Consider the following 17,493-nt stretch of genomic DNA (forward strand, 5'->3'; position numbering starts at 1 on the left):
GGAGGGACTTTCATGGATAAGGAATGTCAGAAGCGCATTGCGCATATCACCAGCGGCTTTCATACATGTAAAACGGCATTCACTGCCATTGGTGATGAAACAAGGCAGGTCATTTTGTTGATACTGATCCAAAGCGAGCGATCGGGAATCCGTGTCAATGAAATAGCTGAAAGGGCTCATTTGACCAGACCCTCTGTATCGCATCATCTGCAGATTCTAAAGGAAGCAGGTATTGTTGATATGCGGAAGGAGGGGACAAAAAACTATTATTATATCAGTGCGGACAACACCCAGTGGAAACAGGTCAAGCAGCTGATTGACCTCATCTATGACAGTGTGATTCATTTACAGAAGGAAGAGGAGGAGAGACATCTATGATTGTATATTTTTCAGGAACCGGAAACAGTGCCTATGTGGCAAAACGTTTACAGAGGGAGCTGCAGGATGAAGGCTTTGATCTGTTTTCTTCCATACGACAGAGGAAGAAGGACACGTTGTATGCAAAGCAGCCCTGGGTGATTGTTGCTCCAACCTATGCATGGCGGATTCCGCGTGTTGTTCAAGAATGGCTGAAAGCAGTGGAGCTGACGGGAAGCAGGGAACTGTATTTTGTAATGACCTGCGGCGGATCGATTGGAAATGCCGGTGCTTATCTTGAACGGCTCTGCAAAGAAAAAGGATGGAGCTATCAGGGATGCATGCAAATCGTCATGCCGGAAAACTATATCGCACTCTATGATGCTCCCAAAAAGCAGGAGGCTTTAACCATCATCCATAACGCAGAAAAGCAGATTGCAGAGGCAGCTGAGTATATACGGACAAATCGCAGAATACCAAAACCGGAAATAAGTGTGAGGGATTTTGTGAACAGTGCCTGGATCAATCCTTTATTTTATCCTTTGATCGTACATGCGGATAAATTTTACGCAACGGATGCATGTATTTCCTGCGGAAAATGTGAACAGGTCTGTCCGCTGGGCAATATTCAACTGAAGCAGGGGGTACCGGACTGGGGGAAAAGCTGCACCCACTGCATGGCATGTATCTGCAGCTGTCCGAAAGAAGCGATTGAATATGGAAACAGCAGTAAGGGGAAGGTTCGCTATCTCTGCTCACATGTGGTTTCAAAGGAAGAATGATGATATACAGGCAGAAAAGTAAGGACAGCTTTTCTGCCTTTACGCTATGCAATCCAAAGAATCATCAGTATGATGAAGGATAGCTGACTGAACATCAAGACAGTGCTCGGTGATACAGCCTTCCATCAGATAGAAGCAGGCTGTATGTAAACAGAGGTGATGCAGAAACGGTATAGGAATCATCTTTGCTTTAACAACTCACCTGCTTTTGGATGTTATGATTGTGCATCATGCTTTTTTTTATGCAACAGGTGTTCTTCACCATGCAGATAAACCCTACAGTCTGATAAGAGACAGCGAAGCTATGGAGGAAAATCTGCGCTTCGTATATTTTCAGTAGACAATTACAGAAGAAGCCTTGTTTTGATTATGAAAATATGCAGTGATGTAGTATTTTTTTATCTTTTATCGCCAAATTATGATAATCAGCGCAATTTCTATACAAAAATGAAAGAAATGAATGACTTTTTAGCGTATTTGAGATAGAATTTAAGTTGATAGCAGGCGATTGTGGTGGAATCGCCCTTACTGGAGGAATACATATGTACAATGATCATGATGATTTTGAAGTAAATGACTATGATGAGGACATTCGGCGCAGAGAGGCGTTGATTGAAGAAGCGAAGAATATTGAAATATCTTCCGACTGGAACACGGTGTTCCGTGAAATTTCAGATTTAAAGAGGAGATGGAAACGCATTTCTTATTGGGACAGTGCCTATGAAGAAACGCTGAACGAAGAATTTGACAGCTATATGGATGCCTTTTATGCGAAGCGTAGAGAGGGGTATCAGAGCAATCAGGCCATTAAGCAGGAGCTGATTGACCGTGCGGAAAAGGTTGCTGCTTCCGATGACTGGAATCAGGCAACAGAGGAAATGAATGAGCTGATGCAGCAATGGAAGGCATCGGGAACAGCAGGAAAAGAAACAGATGATGAATTATGGGATGCCTTCAATGCGGCTCGTCAGAAATTTTTTGACCGCAAGCATGAGCACTGGGAAAATCTGCAGACGAAGTTCTCGAATGCAAAAGAAATAAAGGAAGGGCTGATCAAAGAGGCAGCAGCACTGGCGGATTCTGTTGAATGGAACAAGACAGGAGAAAAATTCCGTGCGATGATGGATCAGTGGAAGGCGGCAGGAAGTGCGGGCCGTGAGCATGAGGATCGTCTGTGGAATGCCTTTAATGAAAGCCGTCAGAAATTCTATGATCGAAGAGGCGAATACTATGATCAGCTGCACGAACAGCAGGATGGGAAATACGAGGAAAAACGCAGGCTGGTAGAGCAGGCAAATGAAATTGCACAGCGTGGGGAATATACCCGGGAGCATACGGATGTTATGAAAAATCTAAGCAAGGAATGGAAAAGCATCGGTTCCTGCGGCAGAGAAAGAGAAGATGACATCTGGAAGGAATTCCGTACGGCAATGGATTCCTATTTTGAAGGGCTGCGCAACTGGAATGAACAGCGGCATGCGCAGTGGCGTCAGAGAATGCAGGAGGCACGTGCACGCAAGCAGGAGCTGATTCTGGATCAGCAGCGTCAGATCAAGCGTATGCAGAATGATATTATCGGATTGATTGGAGAACGGGCAATCAATGATATGGAGGAACAGATAGCGGATAAGAAGGAATTTATCCGTGAGCTGGAAGAAGAGCTGGCGGATATCGATAAAACGCTGGCAAAATAGAAGCAGATATCAAATGATAAAAAAAGAGTGATTTTGTCGATGTCACTCTTTTTTCATTTTTAAGTATCCGTATTCACAGGAAGCTTACTTCATGTTCAACGAGTCAAATGCTTTGGTGATGCTGCCGGAAACAGCGCCTCCAGACTGGTACGCTTGAGAATCGTGATCTTTCCATAGGAAGCTGTCACAATGCCTTTTTTCTTCCACTCACTGAGTACCCGGTTTACCGTTACCCGGTTGAGATTCAGGATCAGTGCCAGGTCCTCCTGGGTATAGGGGATGCTGGAATAAGTGATACCGCGGTCATAATCAGGTGCAGCTGTTTCCGACAGCAGCAGGCTGGCAATACGCTGATAGCGGTCATACAGCGTGATACGGCGCAGCTGTGCGGTCAAATGATTACAGGTATTGGACAGCAGCTGCAGCATGATCTGCATAAGTCCGGGGGATTGCTCCATATACACATACAGCTGATTCAGATCGCAGGCCATCAGCTCAACCTGTGTAACTGCTGCCACGCAGACCGGTCTGGCACATTGTGAAAGAAAGGAGGATTCACCGAATATCCTGCCCTTTTCAATAATTTCATACGTTAATTCACGCCCCTGATAAGTCACATAATAGGCACGTACACGTCCTTTCCTGATAAAGTAAATACGTCCCGCATCATCTCCCTGCATATAGATATCCTCATTGGCCTCATAGTGCTGCCGATAGCCTGCCGCTTCAAAGCAGTGGTACAGCTCCTCTGGAATTTTAATCTGATGCATATCCATCTCCCCTTAAAATTTTTCTCTCTGAATTGTAACATAGGCTACAGAATATGGGAAGAGCTGCCTTTACAATAAGAACAAGAAAAATGAGGAGAGATTTTATGAAACACACCGCATCACTTACACAGGGAAATATTTTGCAGGTACTGCTGCGCTTTTCGATACCGTTTCTGCTTGCCAATCTGCTGCAGGCACTGTACGGGGCGGCTGACCTGATGATTATCGGAGCTTATTGTCCGGCGGAAAGCATTGCGGCGGTATCCACCGGCACACAGGTCACACAGATAATCACAAGCGTGATTTCCGGACTGACACTGGGAGCTACCATTCTTGTCGCAAAATATGCAGGCAGGCAGCAGCCTGATAAAATCGAAAAGACGATCGGTACCACGATTACCTTTTTTGCACTGTTCTCTATTATCCTGAGCCTGATACTGGCCTTCAGCACAGGGATGATTCTTCAGCTGCTGCAGGTACCGCAGGCATCTATGGCACAGGCCTATCAGTATGTCTTTATCTGCATAACCGGTATTTTCTTCATTTGTGAATATAATGCTTTCAGCGCACTCCTGCGCGGCTATGGGGATTCCATAAGCCCGTTGTTGTTTGTGGCTGCTGCCTGTGTCTGCAATATTGCAGGCGATCTGTTTACTGTGGGTGTTCTTCATATGGGAGTAGCAGGAACGGCGATATCCACGGTTGCCTCACAGGGAATCAGCATGCTGATCGCGATATGGTATATGCGACGTCAGGGTTCAGCCCTTCACTTTTCAAGACGCTGTCTGAAGCTGGATACAGCAGTGCTGAAGGAATTGATTGCCATTGGTATTCCTGTTTCCTTTCAGGAATGCATGGTGCGCTTCTCCTTTCTGTATCTGACTGCCATCACAAATGGTTTTGGAGTGTATGCAGCTTCCGCCGTTGGGATTGCCAGTAAATTTGATATTTTTGCCATGCTTCCGGCAACCTCTGTCTCCAATGCCCTGACAGCGTTGACTGCACAGAATCTGGCAGCCGGTAAAAAAGAGCGTGCTGTCGGCTTCGTCCGCTATGGAATCTGCGTATCCATGCTTTGTTCCTCTCTGTTCTTTTTATGGGCACAGCTGTCCCCGCAATCCATGATTTCTCTGTTTTCCAGGGATGCAGCAGTCATCCGTGCAGGAATCCCCTTTTTAAGAGGCTGCAGTCTGGATTATCTTGCTGTTTCCATCCTGTTCTGTATGAACGGATATCTGAATGGAAGTGAAAAAACCGTATTTACCATGCTGAACTGCTGTGGTGGCGCATTGGTGATCCGCGTACCGCTGCTCTTTGCATTGATGCATTACAGGGTGGAGGTTCTTGCCGTTTACGGACTGGTATCTCCGCTGTCCTCCACTGCCATGCTTGCTGTCATCTGGTTCTATATGAAAAAGCATGCGGTCACTCATAATACCTTCATAAGCCAAAATAGTATAAACACCTCCCTGCAGAAGGAATAGGATATGGATACAAATTCACATATCTGATTCAGAATCCTATAGGATGCTTACCGTATTCGGGTATTTTGATATTGCGTATGGTTGGTTATGCCTGTGGCAATTGATTTACCGGCATGTAATAAGGGATGCAATCATGGCTTTTGTACAGGAGTGTACATGTCAGCTGTATCCGCTTTCTGCCGGTTAACCTGACCTGAATGCGGTCTTATCCGTACCTTTTGTTTGTCTTTTGGGATGGCTGTGCGAATACAGCATTATGATTTACAAGAGTAAGCTTTCATTCCTTCAAAGGTATAAATAGCATCGTAGTGACAAAAAGCGCTCTTTCCGGCTGGAACAATAGATTGAAATAGCAGGGAACATCGGAATCTTCATTGAGGTTTTATCTGGAAAATAGTACAATAAAGGAAAGTATTGTAATCTTCCTGTCGTAAAGGAGCACGCCTATGGATAAAAAGCTGAACAATGAAGAAATCGAAAAGGGTGTTTTTGTTATCAATCAGCATTATGAAATCGTTTATATGGATGAAACCGCAAAACAGACCTTTCCCGGATGTGAACAGCATGCATTCTGCTATCAAATGCTGCAGGAGAGCAAAACGCCCTGTTTTGACTGCCCGCTGAAAAAGACAGGACACCAAAAGATAGAAAACAGGCTGCTATACAATCAAAAGCTGGAAATCTGGATGGAGTATGTCGCGATTCAGGTGGAATGGCCGAAGGAAGGGCTGTGTACCCTGATATCCATGCATGCGGCAGCTCCTGGGAAAGCCGGCAGTGTGATCCATGCACAAACTGATGGGCTGCTGTATGCCATTGTGGAGCTTCATATACAAAGGGATTCCTTTACCATGCTTTATGAGAATCTCAGGCAGCAGCCACGGCTTTCACAAAACGGCTCGCTGTGTAAGCTGCTACAGAAGCTGTGTACACGGTATGTATATAAGGAAGACCGTGCAGATTTTGAAGATTTCTGGAATCTGGACACCCTGGAAAAACGCATTGCCGTATATTCTCATGTCAGCTGCAGCTTCCGCATCCTGCTGCATGGTGCATATCGCTGGATGAAATTCCAAATCACTGCTTCCTCCAATGAAGAGCTGACGGATACCTGTCTCTGTATGATAGATACGATGTCAGAGGAGCTTCCAAATCCCGCAGCCGGACAGGATTACAAGCCTCATTACGATGAGCTTACCAGGCTGTATGGGAAAACGACCTTTGAACGACTTGCTCAGGAACGCCTTATGCAGGATGTTCATCAGGAGTATGGTCTTGTAGATATCGATATCGAGCATTTTAAGCTGTTCAATGACTGGTATGGTATACAGGAGGGGGATCATCTGCTGATGTATATCTCCTATCAGATACGTAAAAAGGTGCAGGAGTTAAATGGCATTGCAACACGCATAGGCGGCGATGAGTTCGTCATGCTGCTGCCGCAGGCTGCCTGTGATGTAAAAAAGCTGGAGCCCGAGATCATCGGCTGGATACAGAACTACGATGCTTCCATCAAATTTCTTCCCACGGTAGGTATTTATATGATTCAGGATAAAACGCTTCCGATTGCTCAGATGTGTGATCGGGCGGCAATTGCCGCAGCCAGCAGAAAAGGCAATTATGCGAGCCGCGTTGCTGTGTATCAGGATTCGATGAAAAAACTGATTGAAAACCGTCAGGAGGTACTGTTCGGTGTGAAAAACGGACTGGATAACCGGGAATTCGTTGTCTATTATCAGCCGCAGGTCAGTGCCAGAACGAATCGTATACTCGCAGCCGAGGCACTGGTGCGATGGCAGCATCCCCAGCGCGGTCTGCTGCCGCCGGGAGAATTTATTCCCATTCTGGAGACAAGCGGCTTTATTTATAAGCTGGATTCCTATGTATGGGAGGAGGTCTGCCGCTTCCTGCATGACAGATTGATGAAAAAGCTGCGGTGGTACCGGTCAGTGTGAATGTTTCAAGGGTGGATATGCTTCAGTTCCGCCTGTGTGAAGTCTTTACTGCACTAATAAAAAAATACGAAATACCATCCCGGCTTTTGGAAATAGAGATAACGGAAAGTGCCTACGCTGAGAATTTCGATCAATTGATTGCCACTGTAAATGAACTGCGGGCATGCGGCTTCACCGTTTTGATGGATGATTTTGGCAGTGGATATTCCTCCCTGAACATGCTGTCGAACATTGAACTGGATATTCTGAAAATCGATATGAAATTTCTGGATACATCCAATCATCAGAATACGAGAAATTCCAGTATCCTGGAGTCCATAACCTCGATGGGACGCTGGCTTGGCCTGCGGATGATTGCAGAGGGTGTGGAAACCCATGAACAGGCGGACCGCCTGTTAAACCTCGATTGTGAATATATGCAGGGTTATTATTTTTATAAGCCGATGAGCCGGGACCACTTCTGTGAGCTTCTTGCGGATGCCGGGCGTATTGATGTTCGCGGCATGCAGGCGAAACGCCTGCCCAGTATAGATCTGGAGGATTTATTTCACAAGGATATTACAAGTGAAGCGATGCTTTCCAATATTCTGGGAGGAATCGCATTGTATGAAATCGAGGATGATACGCATTTACAGATTCTGATGGTAAATGACCGCTACTACCGTATTACAGGCTGCAATGCTGTGGATTTACAGGAGCGCAGCAGACTCATCACCCGTCAGATTCATCCGGAGGATATGCCGCTTGTATGGGATATCTTCCATAAGGCACAGGAAGCGGAATCCATGGGGGCAAGTGGAACCTTTCGGCGGTACCGTCTGAACGGAGAGCTTATGTGGATGCATATGCAGGCCTTTTTCCTGCATAAACAGGGAAATCGCAGGCTGTTCTACGGATCAGTCAGCGATGTGAGCACCACGATGAGTCTGCAGAAGGAGCTGCTGGCAATCCTACAGACGATGCCCGGAGATATATTTGAATATCAGGTGTACCCCGATGAGCGGCTCAGCTGTCGTGTAATCAGTGCAGGTCTATCCCTTTTGCACGGCTATACGACACAGGAGCTGCAGGATATTCTGGAAAACGGAATGCTGGAGTACATTGATGAGCGTGATCATGATGAGGTGATGCGTATCTGGTCGAATCCAAAGCAGTGGAAAACGGATTGCAGCGTGGAATTCCGGCTGTTTACAAAAACCGGTGAAACCATATGGGTGGAACAGCATATCCGCTATATCCGCGAAGAGGAGGGTGTGCGCATTTATAACAGCCTGTTAACGGATATCACAAAGATAAAGAAGCAGGAGGATGAATTGCTGGAATCGCAGCGCCTATTGCATCATTTGCTGGGAATTGCCAATCAGAGGGATTCACCGCGGCAGCTGACCAAAAGAAACAAGGAGCATGCCGCAAAGCTGTATGCAGAATCTTTTCCGGGAGGTATGATTGGAGGGTTTTGCGAGAAAGGCTTTCCACTCTACTTTGCCAATGAGGAGATGATTCATTTTCTGGGCTATGACAGCTATCAGGATCTCTATCAGGGAATCAACGGAATGGTGGAGAATACGATTTATCAGGAAGACAGGGCACAGGTGGAGCTTGATCTCGGCACGACTTTCCGCGAAGGTATGGAATATACAACACGCTATCGTATGGTGCAGAAGGACGGCAGTCTTATATGGGTTCAGGACAGAGGACGTGTAATATGTGAGGAACAGGGACGCCTTGCCATCATCAGCACCTGTATGAATATTGATGAAATCGTGAAAGCCCGTCAGCTGCTTCAGAAGGTCCGCTAGAATCGGCAGTTTCTCAGATAAGCAAGCGGTAGCAGCTGTTATCCGCTCCAAGTTTGTAAGGGATTTCCGCTGCACCATACAAGTTTTTCCATCGGCTGCATCTTAGAGTGGCCGTCACGGCTGTTATATCAGAAAGAGACAGTTGCAGATTCTTACATAAGGTCTAATTTCCTGTACATCTGTACATGCGCAGGAAGCATGACAATCAAGCAGCTGAAAAAAACGACAGAAACACCTTCTGCCGTTTTTTGACTTTGTATATCTGATGTAAAAGCATCATGTCGGTGAAGCAGTTTGCATGCGTGTAACGAAATGCCATACAGCAGAATATGATGTTTAGTGAACTACTGCCAGCTATAGAGCAAGCGTTCATCGACCACTGAGGCGGGGGTATTCTGCCCGCTTTTTATAAACAACTTTATAGGCGGGTAAGCCGCTGCTCATCAAGTATGGTGATACAGCCTCTGGATTGCTGAAGCAGACCATCCCTTTGAAATTGCTTCAAGAGGCGGGATACAACCTCACGGGCAGTCCCCAGCTCATGTGCCAGCGTATCATGTGTGAGCTGAAGGGAAGCGGCTTCCTGAAGCTGCATCTGTGTTAAAAGCGCCTGGGCAAGTCGGTGCTCGTTGCTGGAAAACATGACATCGTGCATGGTGTTCATCACGGAGGAAAAGCGATCCGCAACCAGCTCCATCGTAAAATCCTTTACCCGGCAGTTTTGTGATGAAACGATCTGCAGAATCTGCTTGGGAATGAGCAGGATCACGGCATCCGTTTCAAACTCCATGCTGACCGTGAAGGTCAGAGAATGAATCATACAGGCTGCCGACAATACACAGACATCCTGTTCCAATAAACGGTACAGCGTAATTTCATTCCCCTGCGGTGACATCATGAAAATACGTGCCTGTCCTTTTACCATCATTTCCAGACCGGTGCATTCCTGACTGCCGTGATTGAGAATGTCCCCCTTTTGAAAGCTGCGCTCTATGATATGGGTAGATAACAGCTGCTTTTGGTCATCTGTAAGCTCCTTCCAGAAGGGAAGTGTTTCAAGGTAATTATGCATATTTCCATCCTTTCAGTAATAGTATAGCAGAAATATGAAATTTGCGTTGTCCTTTTGCATGCTTCCTGTATAGTATACACAGAATGTACAGGAAAGGTAACGGCAGGAGAGAGCATGAGTTATACCTTTAAACCTTACAGGGGTTATCATGTACAGGATGTCGTCGTTGATGGTAAATCTATGGGACAGCTGGATAGCTATACATTTTCTTCTGTCAGTGAAAATCATACCATTCATGTTATTTTTGAAAAGGATGAGGTAAAAGCAGAACATACGAAGCTTGAACACGCTGATTCTGCTGGAGTACAGAAAAGCAGTCCTGAAAAATCACAGACTGCTGTGAAGCATACAGCGGCGGATACCTTTGATTCTACTGGAAATGAAATCTGGCTGCTGGCTGGAGTTGTATCCATATTTGCAATGCTTTGTACCGGCATTTATCGGTTTAAAAGAAGATGAAGGAAAAACGGTCTGTGTGATGGACAGATCGTTTTTAAGTTTACAATGTTTGGTTCATGAGCTAGCGCTTTGTAGCACACTGAAAAAAACAGTAAATGCTGATGCAGGTATAGAAAGCGATGACGGACAGTAAAGAGTATACTTGCAAACTGAAAGTTATTTCAATATTTAATGACTAGTCCTGTATGAAGCTTTCATCAGGTAGTGATAAGCGGATACGATTCTTTCAGCCTGTGTCTGCGGCATATGCGCGGTATGAATCCGGGATATGCAGATCTGTTTTTTTCAGTGTGATATTGTTCCTATATAAATATGGTATGCAGCATAGGATTCTGCTTTGGTTTGTGATAAAATAATACCATTCGAACAGGAGGCGGCATATGAAAATAGCACAGGTATTTGTTGAACATCCCATCATGCATCTGGACCATACCTTTACCTATGCCTGCGACGGCTTTTCTGTACAGCGGGGAGTTCGTGTACAGGTGCCATTCGGGAAAACCTCGATTATCGGCTTTGTTATGCAGGTGGAAACGATCACGGAGCAGCAGGCTGCCGGATACGGCTTCACCATACGTCCGATTGACAAGGTGATTGATGAGGAACCGCTGCTGAATGAGGAGCTGTTTGCTCTCGGTGAATGGATGGCGAAAACCTGTATCGTACCGATGATCAGCTGCTTCCAGTGCATGCTTCCGGCAAAGCTGAAACCAAAATCAACGCATGGACATGCAAAGAGGGAAGCCTGGATACGTTATGTGAAAGATGGGGATGGGCTGACGGTAAAGCAGCGTGCCGCATTACAGGCACTGCAGGAAGAAAAGGAAATGCTTCGCTCACAGTTTTATCAGATTTATAAAACACCTGGTAAAAAGCTGGTAGAGCTCGGGCTGGCACAGGTATATGAAAAAGAAGTGCAGGCACGACTTTTGTCAAAGGAAATCACACAGCAGGATCTGCCCCTTCACCCGGAGCAGCAACAGGCGCTGCATATCCTGCAGAAGGTAAGCGGGCATGAGGTTGTTTTACTGCATGGTGCGACCGGCAGTGGGAAAACAGAGGTGTTTCTGCAGCTGGCAAGGTCTGTCATGCAGCAGGGAAAGCAGGTTCTGATTCTGGTACCGGAAATCTCTTTGACTCCGCAGATGGTAAACCGGGTAACGGCGCGCTTTGGAAGTCATGTGGCAATTTATCATTCCGGATTGAATGCACAGGAGAAATACGAGCAGTATCAGCTTGTCCGCCGGCATCAGGTGCAGATCGTGGTCGGTACACGCAGTGCGGTTTTTATGCCGTTTGATAATCTGGGTGTCATCATCATGGATGAAGAGCACGATACCAGCTATAAGCAGGATTCCTCTCCACGCTATCATTGTCGCGATATCGCTTTGCAAAGAGGAAGACATCATCATGCGCTGGTCGTTTTGGCAAGTGCCACGCCTTCTCTGGAAACCTATGCTAGAGCAATTAAGGGGGTTTATCGGCTGATTGAAATGCCAAGCCGCATCAATGGCAGCTTTCCGGATGTAAAGCTGGTGGAAATGCGCAAGGCGGTCGGTCGGGGAGAGAGCTATCTGCTGAGCAATGAGCTGCTGGCTGCAATGTATGAGCGGCTGCAAAGAAAGGAACAGATACTTCTGCTTCTGAATCGCAGAGGCTATACACCGATCCTTCGCTGTATCGGCTGCGGCCATGTCGTAATGTGTCCGCACTGTGAGGTGGCGATGTCCTATCACAAGGATGATAAACAGCTGAAATGCCATACCTGCGGATATACGATGCCGGTACCGAATTACTGTCCCGAATGCGGCAGTGATACCTGGCGGTATCTCGGGCTGGGTACGCAAAAGCTGGAGGAGCTTGTTCAGATCAAATTTCCGGATGCCAGGATTATTCGCATGGATGCGGATACGACAGGGAAAAAAAATGCCCACGAGGAGCTGCTGGCTGCCTTTGGTGAGCACAGGGCGGATATTCTTATGGGAACACAGATGATTGCAAAGGGGCTGGATTTTGAAAATGTGACACTGGTTGGTATCATCAACGGGGATGCCATGCTGAATCGCAGTGATTATCGCAGTGCAGAGCTGACCTACGATCTGCTGGAGCAGGCGGTGGGAAGAAGCGGGCGCGGTGCCAAGGCGGGGGAGGTCATTATTCAGGCATACGATACAACACATTATGCCATACAGTGTGCGGCGCACCATGATTATCGAGCCTTTTTTCAGAACGAAATGAAATACCGGCATATTGCAGGCTATCCACCGTATACCTATCTGGCCTCCATGATTTTTTCCCATACCTCACCGGAGGAGGTCGCAAAGGCTGCCGCCAGAGCAAAAAAGCTGCTGGAAGCGCATGCGGGATATCGAATTCTGGGACCGGCACAGCTGACAAAGCGCAAGGATGAGATGCGTATGCGCATCCTGCTGAAGGGAAAACAGCAGGAGCTGCTGGGGCAATGTGTCCGAGAGGTTTATGATGCACATCTCGCCGCAAAGGAAAAGGCCAGACTGGATATCGATGTATCTCCGGTCGCGCTGGATTAAGGAGGCTGTTATGCAGAAAAAAGAATGGATACCGGTGGGAGCGGCCCTGCTTCTGTTAGCTTTCGGTGCAGTTTATGATTATCAGATCACGGATACCTTGTACCAGACGCTTCCAATGACAGGTATGATATTTGAACGCTTTTTACTACTACCTGTACAAATGATGACCGTGCTTGCCATGGCGATGCTGTTTCGTGTAAAGAAAAATGCTTTTTATCTTTTAATCGGCTATGCGGCATCCTACTATATGCTGCAGGATGCCTTACATTACTGGGTTTCCCTGCAGAACAGTGGTGTACAACTGCTCCTGCTTGCAGGAAGCGGTGGACTAATCGCTGTTGTGCAGCTAGTGATACAGCGTATTCCCTATAACTGGATACAGAAGCATCTTTCATTTTTTGTGTTTTATACACTTGTACTGCTGAGTGCGGTGCTGATTACGACGATTCTCAAGCTGGCGTGGGGACGTATCCGCTATCGCGATATGCAGGATGCCGCACAGTTTTGTGTATGGTATAAGCCATGCGGATCGATTGGCAGCAATTCCTTTCCAAGCGGTCACACAACAGCCTTTACAACCCTTATGTGCTGGCTGCAATGGAAAAAGAATCCGTATGAGAAACCGTCCGTTTGGCGTTATCTGCTGATTGGAACGGCAATTCTTTTCATGCCGCTGACACGCATGATTATGGGTGCTCATTTTTTGAGTGATACAGCGATGGGCTTTCTGATCACCTATGGCTGCTATCTGTATTATCGACAATTTTTCAGGAAGAGGGGATATTTATGAACGCAAGAGGAATCGCTTATACGATGCTGAGGGATATCTGTTTACATAAGACCTACAGTAATCTGCTGCTGCGCAAGGGACTGAATCAGGCCAAGCCGCAGGATAAGGGGCTGATCACGCAGATTGTTTACGGTACTCTGCAAAACTACCGGCTGTGCCGCTATCAGTGGGAAGATTGTGTGAAAAAGCTGCCCAGTGATGAGGTTTGTGTTTTACTGGATATGAGTGTGTATCAGCTGTTTTACATGGACAAGCTGCCCGCCTATGCGATTATCAATGATGCTGTAGAAATCACGAAGAAGCAGATTCATGGGAACATGGCAAAGCTTGTCAATGCTGTACTGCACGCTGTACAGCGCAGAGGAAAGCGGGAAATCACAGGCAAAGAGGAGGAAGCTCTGGCAATCAGGACCTCTCATCCAACCTGGCTTGTACAGATGTGGAAGGCACAGTACGGCTGGGATAACGCACAAAAGATTTGTGAAGCGGATATGGAAACAAAGCCAAACGCTGCCCGCGTAAATACATGGAAAATAACAAGAGATGAGCTGATGAAGCAGGATTCCTCCTTTCAAAAGGGATATCTGAGTGAGGATGCTTTGCTGTATGATGCATCGCTGGCCGCAACACCATGGTATGCGCAGGGACTGCTTTCCATACAGGATGAAGCGAGTCAGCTGATTGCACGTATCGTGGATCCGCAAAAAGGAGAACAGATTCTTGATGTGTGCAGTGCACCGGGTACAAAGGCGAACCATATGGCTGAGCTGATGCAGAATGATGGCAGCATTGTATGCGGCGATATTCATGAGCATAGAGTAGAACTGATCAGGGAGGGTGCTGCGCGTCTTGGTATCACGATTTTAAAACCGCAGGTTATGGATGCGACAGAGCTCAAGGAAGTCGAAGGAATTCTGTTTGATCGTGTATTATGCGATGTGCCATGCAGCGGATATGGGGTATTAGCCAGAAAAAGTGATATCAAGGTTCATATGCAAAGCGGTGATATGGATACGCTGATTCCGATTCAAAAGGCGATCCTTGCAAAGAGTGCCGAGCATGTAAAGGAACATGGGATTCTTGTATATTCCACCTGTACGCTGAATAAAAAAGAAAACGAAAAGCAGGTGCAGGCGTTTTTAAAGGAGCATGAGAACTTCACCCTGATAGAGGAACGAACAATATTTCCGTATACTGCACATACGGATGGGTTTTATATGGCGAAGCTGCAGAGGATTTCATGAAGTAAATTATGGTATCGCCTAATAAAATAATGAAAGCTTAACAGCATTAAATATAGTATTAATAGAGTAAGGCAGAAAATTCTGTCTTTTTTTTATATATGCTATATGTTATATTTAGCTTGGGGAAAGGGATGATGCTATATGAAATTAACGGATTCATATAAACAGAAATTAAATATATTGATACCCTATTATAGGAATCAGAATTTGAAGGAAACAGGGGAAGGTATTTGGCAACAGTCAGCATTTTATACAAATAGCGATACAAAGCTTCCTGTATGTTCTTCAAAGCTATACTGCGGTTTGGAAAAACAACGTATGTTGGTACGGGATGTTATATACGAATTTGCTGCAGAAAAACTAAACAAACGAGTGATGGAAGACGATGAATGGAATCAGATTATAGATAAAACAGCGCATCAGGTATGTAAACTCATGGATTTTAGAAAAGAAAAGGAAAGCATAAATGTGTTGGAAAAAGCATGTAGAAGGCTTGAAATTTGTAGAGGGGTTCTCTACTATGAAGAAATCTTATGGCTGTTTGAAATTTTAAAAGCATATTTCAGTGCTATGGATCAAGTCATCACTGAAAGTGAATTCTATCATCTTGATGCGATTACTACCGTATTTCATAATGATTTGAAGCAATTGGCAATGTATTATCTATATGTATATGCGAATCATAATGAAGATGAAAAAATAGGATATGTGTTGAATAAATATGAGTATCATGCATCGCAACTGTTATCCAATCAGTTGTTTGCAATGAATGCAGATTTACGAAAGGGCAAAATACTGAATTTTTTAGATACTGGAAAAGAATTGGAGAAACTGTTTCAGGAAACAAATAATAAGATTCAATTGTATTATTTATATATGAAGTTAATAGCAGCTTATATTGATATTGATATCAGTATGGCATGTAAATATATAGAGAAAATTAAAAATTTTCTATTGACCAATGATGAACTATCTTTGCGTCAAAAAAGTACCGGTTATATGAATATGGGGACACTTTTGTTATATGCAGGTAGATATGAGGATAGTATTGAATATCTGGAGGAAGCTATTAAGCTTTCTGACAGGAAGCTTGTGCGTTGCGAAATCTGTATCTCTCATGCATATCGCATGTTGAGGCTTCCAATACCGCATCAATACTTGATAACGGATGATGTTGCAAAGGGCGATATGGTTGATTGGTTATTATATGTGTTCTTTTATAATCTTGAAACAGTTAATAATGAAGAACAAAAGAAATATCTAATAAAAAAGGTTTTACCATTTCTTGAAATAAATGATAAACTCTATCTTAAAATTTTAGAGGAGGAGCTTGAGTTATTGTGTGATAACGGGAAAGGATATAAAGCAATCTATGATTATCATGTATATGTACGGAAAAAATCGATGAGAATCATGAATAAACGAGGAAAATAAGAAGATTTTTTATGATTAGCTGCATGTCTTGTATGTCGTTAAGGAGTAATTTATAATAATTATATAAGATAAGGAGGAAAATAAAATGATAGCTGTGAAAAAACTTATTTTACCGTTTGTATGCCTGGCGTTTCTGTGTTCAGATGCAGGAATAATAACAGGGCCAGGCATACAACCTAGAGGTGGAGGTATTATTATAGAGGAATAAAAAGGAGGAAAGTGCAGCCTTCATCCAGAGTAAGCACTTAAAAATTTATAAAAAAATTATACGCATTGATATTTACAGGTATGTTATTTTTCACAACAATAGGTGTCGGTGCAGCATCTGCTCAATATTATCAAGGTAGACTGTCTATTCCTGGTGGCGGAAGTTCAGATATGACAGGTTCAAGAATGAAGGTAAATGCTACGAATAATGGAAAGATGAGTGGTGTTACCAGTGCCTGGCTTGGTGCTTATGGAAGAATTTGTCACAGTGATGGAAATCCTGCTGCGAGACAGGGACAAAAAAAATTAAATAGTAGTCTCCAACCTCTGGATATTGATCAGGGCGTCTATTTAACAGGTAGTTTGTTCAGAGGAAGAGTTTTCTCACAGGGCGCTGAACCGAATAATATTACTGTCGATGTACAATTTACACCATGGTAAAATAAATGAGACAGAGGAATTCTGTCTCATTTATTGAGAGAGAAGGTTAATTATGATGTGGGGAAAAACGAGATATTTTAAAAAAAATATATTGCTAGCATTTTTTTATCTGCTGAGTATTGTATATTATATTTGCGCATATACAAGAGATATATCAATTGATGATTATCTTATGAGAATCCATTACATCACATTGATATCAAATAATATCATCATCTATTATTTATATAGAAAATATTCAATATATAAATCTATACATAAATCCATAATTGTTCGATTAATGAAGCACAAATTTGAAAGGATATTATGGAGAAATGCAGCTGCAGATGCGGGAATATAGCAAAAGATGTGTAAATAGTAAAAAGCGGGTAAGAATGTAGATACGAAACATACTTACAGGAGGAAAAATACTATGAACACATCTTTTATTTCGACAAAGCAGATCAAGGACCTTGT

The 17,493-nt window shown here is 44.5% G+C and carries 15 protein-coding genes; 13 read left to right on the forward strand and 2 right to left on the reverse strand.

Annotation, left to right across the window (positions count from 1 at the left end; genetic code table 11):
- Positions 1–12: 12 nt before the first annotated feature.
- The 3 genes from KSZ58_RS16235 (at position 13) to KSZ58_RS16245 (ending at position 2,833) form a co-directional block, all read left to right on the forward strand.
- Positions 13–378, forward strand: a complete 366-nt coding sequence (locus tag KSZ58_RS16235; protein ID WP_008818968.1) for a helix-turn-helix transcriptional regulator — start codon at positions 13–15, stop codon at positions 376–378.
- On the forward strand, positions 375–1,139 hold the full coding sequence (locus tag KSZ58_RS16240) for an EFR1 family ferrodoxin (RefSeq protein ID WP_008818967.1): 765 nt from the start codon (positions 375–377) through the stop codon (positions 1,137–1,139). The genes KSZ58_RS16235 and KSZ58_RS16240 overlap by 4 nt, the downstream gene beginning before the upstream one ends.
- A 542-nt stretch (positions 1,140–1,681) precedes the next feature.
- Positions 1,682–2,833, forward strand: coding sequence for a DUF349 domain-containing protein (locus KSZ58_RS16245; protein WP_002608420.1), 1,152 nt, complete (start codon positions 1,682–1,684; stop codon positions 2,831–2,833).
- Between the two features lie 95 nt (positions 2,834–2,928).
- Here the strand turns inward: KSZ58_RS16245 and KSZ58_RS16250 are convergent, their stop codons facing one another.
- Positions 2,929–3,603, reverse strand: coding sequence for a Crp/Fnr family transcriptional regulator (locus tag KSZ58_RS16250; RefSeq protein WP_009269412.1), 675 nt, complete (start codon positions 3,601–3,603; stop codon positions 2,929–2,931).
- 104 nt (positions 3,604–3,707) lie between these two features.
- On the opposite strand from KSZ58_RS16250, the gene KSZ58_RS16255 reads away from it, so the two are divergent.
- The 3 genes from KSZ58_RS16255 (at position 3,708) to KSZ58_RS22860 (ending at position 8,841) form a co-directional block, all read left to right on the forward strand.
- Positions 3,708–5,087, forward strand: coding sequence for an MATE family efflux transporter (locus KSZ58_RS16255; protein WP_009269411.1), 1,380 nt, complete (start codon positions 3,708–3,710; stop codon positions 5,085–5,087).
- Between the two features lie 446 nt (positions 5,088–5,533).
- The gene (locus KSZ58_RS22855; protein ID WP_009269410.1) at positions 5,534–7,042 is read left to right on the forward strand and encodes a GGDEF domain-containing phosphodiesterase; all 1,509 of its coding nucleotides are present in this window, start codon (positions 5,534–5,536) and stop codon (positions 7,040–7,042) included.
- On the forward strand, positions 7,039–8,841 hold the full coding sequence (locus KSZ58_RS22860; protein ID WP_257269042.1) for an EAL domain-containing protein: 1,803 nt from the start codon (positions 7,039–7,041) through the stop codon (positions 8,839–8,841). The genes KSZ58_RS22855 and KSZ58_RS22860 overlap by 4 nt, the downstream gene beginning before the upstream one ends.
- A gap of 418 nt (positions 8,842–9,259) precedes the next feature.
- Here the strand turns inward: KSZ58_RS22860 and KSZ58_RS16265 are convergent, their stop codons facing one another.
- A complete protein-coding gene (locus tag KSZ58_RS16265) occupies positions 9,260–9,913 on the reverse strand; it encodes a Crp/Fnr family transcriptional regulator (RefSeq protein WP_009269408.1) in 654 nt (217 codons plus the stop codon).
- Between the two features lie 114 nt (positions 9,914–10,027).
- Here KSZ58_RS16265 and KSZ58_RS16270 point away from each other — a divergent pair, with 114 nt between their 5' ends.
- From KSZ58_RS16270 to KSZ58_RS16295, 7 genes are all read left to right on the forward strand, one after another.
- On the forward strand, positions 10,028–10,372 hold the full coding sequence (locus KSZ58_RS16270) for a hypothetical protein (RefSeq protein WP_008818960.1): 345 nt from the start codon (positions 10,028–10,030) through the stop codon (positions 10,370–10,372).
- A 380-nt stretch (positions 10,373–10,752) separates the two neighbouring features.
- Positions 10,753–12,921: a primosomal protein N' gene (priA, locus tag KSZ58_RS16275; RefSeq protein ID WP_008818959.1), complete on the forward strand. Its 2,169-nt coding sequence runs from the start codon at positions 10,753–10,755 to the stop codon at positions 12,919–12,921.
- A 10-nt stretch (positions 12,922–12,931) separates the two neighbouring features.
- A complete protein-coding gene (locus tag KSZ58_RS16280) occupies positions 12,932–13,711 on the forward strand; it encodes a phosphatase PAP2 family protein (RefSeq protein ID WP_002608427.1) in 780 nt (259 codons plus the stop codon).
- Positions 13,708–14,955, forward strand: a complete 1,248-nt coding sequence (gene rsmB / locus KSZ58_RS16285; protein ID WP_008818957.1) for a 16S rRNA (cytosine(967)-C(5))-methyltransferase RsmB — start codon at positions 13,708–13,710, stop codon at positions 14,953–14,955. Before KSZ58_RS16280 ends, rsmB begins: the two co-directional genes overlap by 4 nt.
- A gap of 141 nt (positions 14,956–15,096) precedes the next feature.
- Positions 15,097–16,389, forward strand: coding sequence for a hypothetical protein (locus KSZ58_RS16290; protein ID WP_009269407.1), 1,293 nt, complete (start codon positions 15,097–15,099; stop codon positions 16,387–16,389).
- Between the two features lie 85 nt (positions 16,390–16,474).
- On the forward strand, positions 16,475–16,597 hold the full coding sequence (locus KSZ58_RS23255) for a hypothetical protein (RefSeq protein ID WP_008818955.1): 123 nt from the start codon (positions 16,475–16,477) through the stop codon (positions 16,595–16,597).
- A gap of 80 nt (positions 16,598–16,677) precedes the next feature.
- On the forward strand, positions 16,678–17,037 hold the full coding sequence (locus KSZ58_RS16295) for a hypothetical protein (protein ID WP_227761305.1): 360 nt from the start codon (positions 16,678–16,680) through the stop codon (positions 17,035–17,037).
- The last annotated feature ends 456 nt before the right edge of the window (positions 17,038–17,493 follow it).

Source organism: Erysipelatoclostridium sp. DFI.2.3 (assembly GCF_019132535.1).
GTDB lineage: Bacteria > Bacillota_I > Bacilli_A > Erysipelotrichales > Erysipelotrichaceae > Clostridium_AQ > Clostridium_AQ innocuum.

Coding starts and splice junctions, on each gene's coding strand:
- KSZ58_RS16235 (WP_008818968.1), top strand. CDS start 13: ATGGATAAGGAATGTCAGAAGCGCATTGCGCATATCACCAGCGGCTTT.
- KSZ58_RS16240 (WP_008818967.1), top strand. CDS start 375: ATGATTGTATATTTTTCAGGAACCGGAAACAGTGCCTATGTGGCAAAA.
- KSZ58_RS16245 (WP_002608420.1), top strand. CDS start 1,682: ATGTACAATGATCATGATGATTTTGAAGTAAATGACTATGATGAGGAC.
- KSZ58_RS16250 (WP_009269412.1), bottom strand. CDS start 3,603: ATGCATCAGATTAAAATTCCAGAGGAGCTGTACCACTGCTTTGAAGCG.
- KSZ58_RS16255 (WP_009269411.1), top strand. CDS start 3,708: ATGAAACACACCGCATCACTTACACAGGGAAATATTTTGCAGGTACTG.
- KSZ58_RS22855 (WP_009269410.1), top strand. CDS start 5,534: ATGGATAAAAAGCTGAACAATGAAGAAATCGAAAAGGGTGTTTTTGTT.
- KSZ58_RS16265 (WP_009269408.1), bottom strand. CDS start 9,913: ATGCATAATTACCTTGAAACACTTCCCTTCTGGAAGGAGCTTACAGAT.
- KSZ58_RS16270 (WP_008818960.1), top strand. CDS start 10,028: ATGAGTTATACCTTTAAACCTTACAGGGGTTATCATGTACAGGATGTC.
- priA (WP_008818959.1), top strand. CDS start 10,753: ATGAAAATAGCACAGGTATTTGTTGAACATCCCATCATGCATCTGGAC.
- KSZ58_RS16280 (WP_002608427.1), top strand. CDS start 12,932: ATGCAGAAAAAAGAATGGATACCGGTGGGAGCGGCCCTGCTTCTGTTA.
- rsmB (WP_008818957.1), top strand. CDS start 13,708: ATGAACGCAAGAGGAATCGCTTATACGATGCTGAGGGATATCTGTTTA.
- KSZ58_RS16290 (WP_009269407.1), top strand. CDS start 15,097: ATGAAATTAACGGATTCATATAAACAGAAATTAAATATATTGATACCC.
- KSZ58_RS23255 (WP_008818955.1), top strand. CDS start 16,475: ATGATAGCTGTGAAAAAACTTATTTTACCGTTTGTATGCCTGGCGTTT.
- KSZ58_RS16295 (WP_227761305.1), top strand. CDS start 16,678: ATGTTATTTTTCACAACAATAGGTGTCGGTGCAGCATCTGCTCAATAT.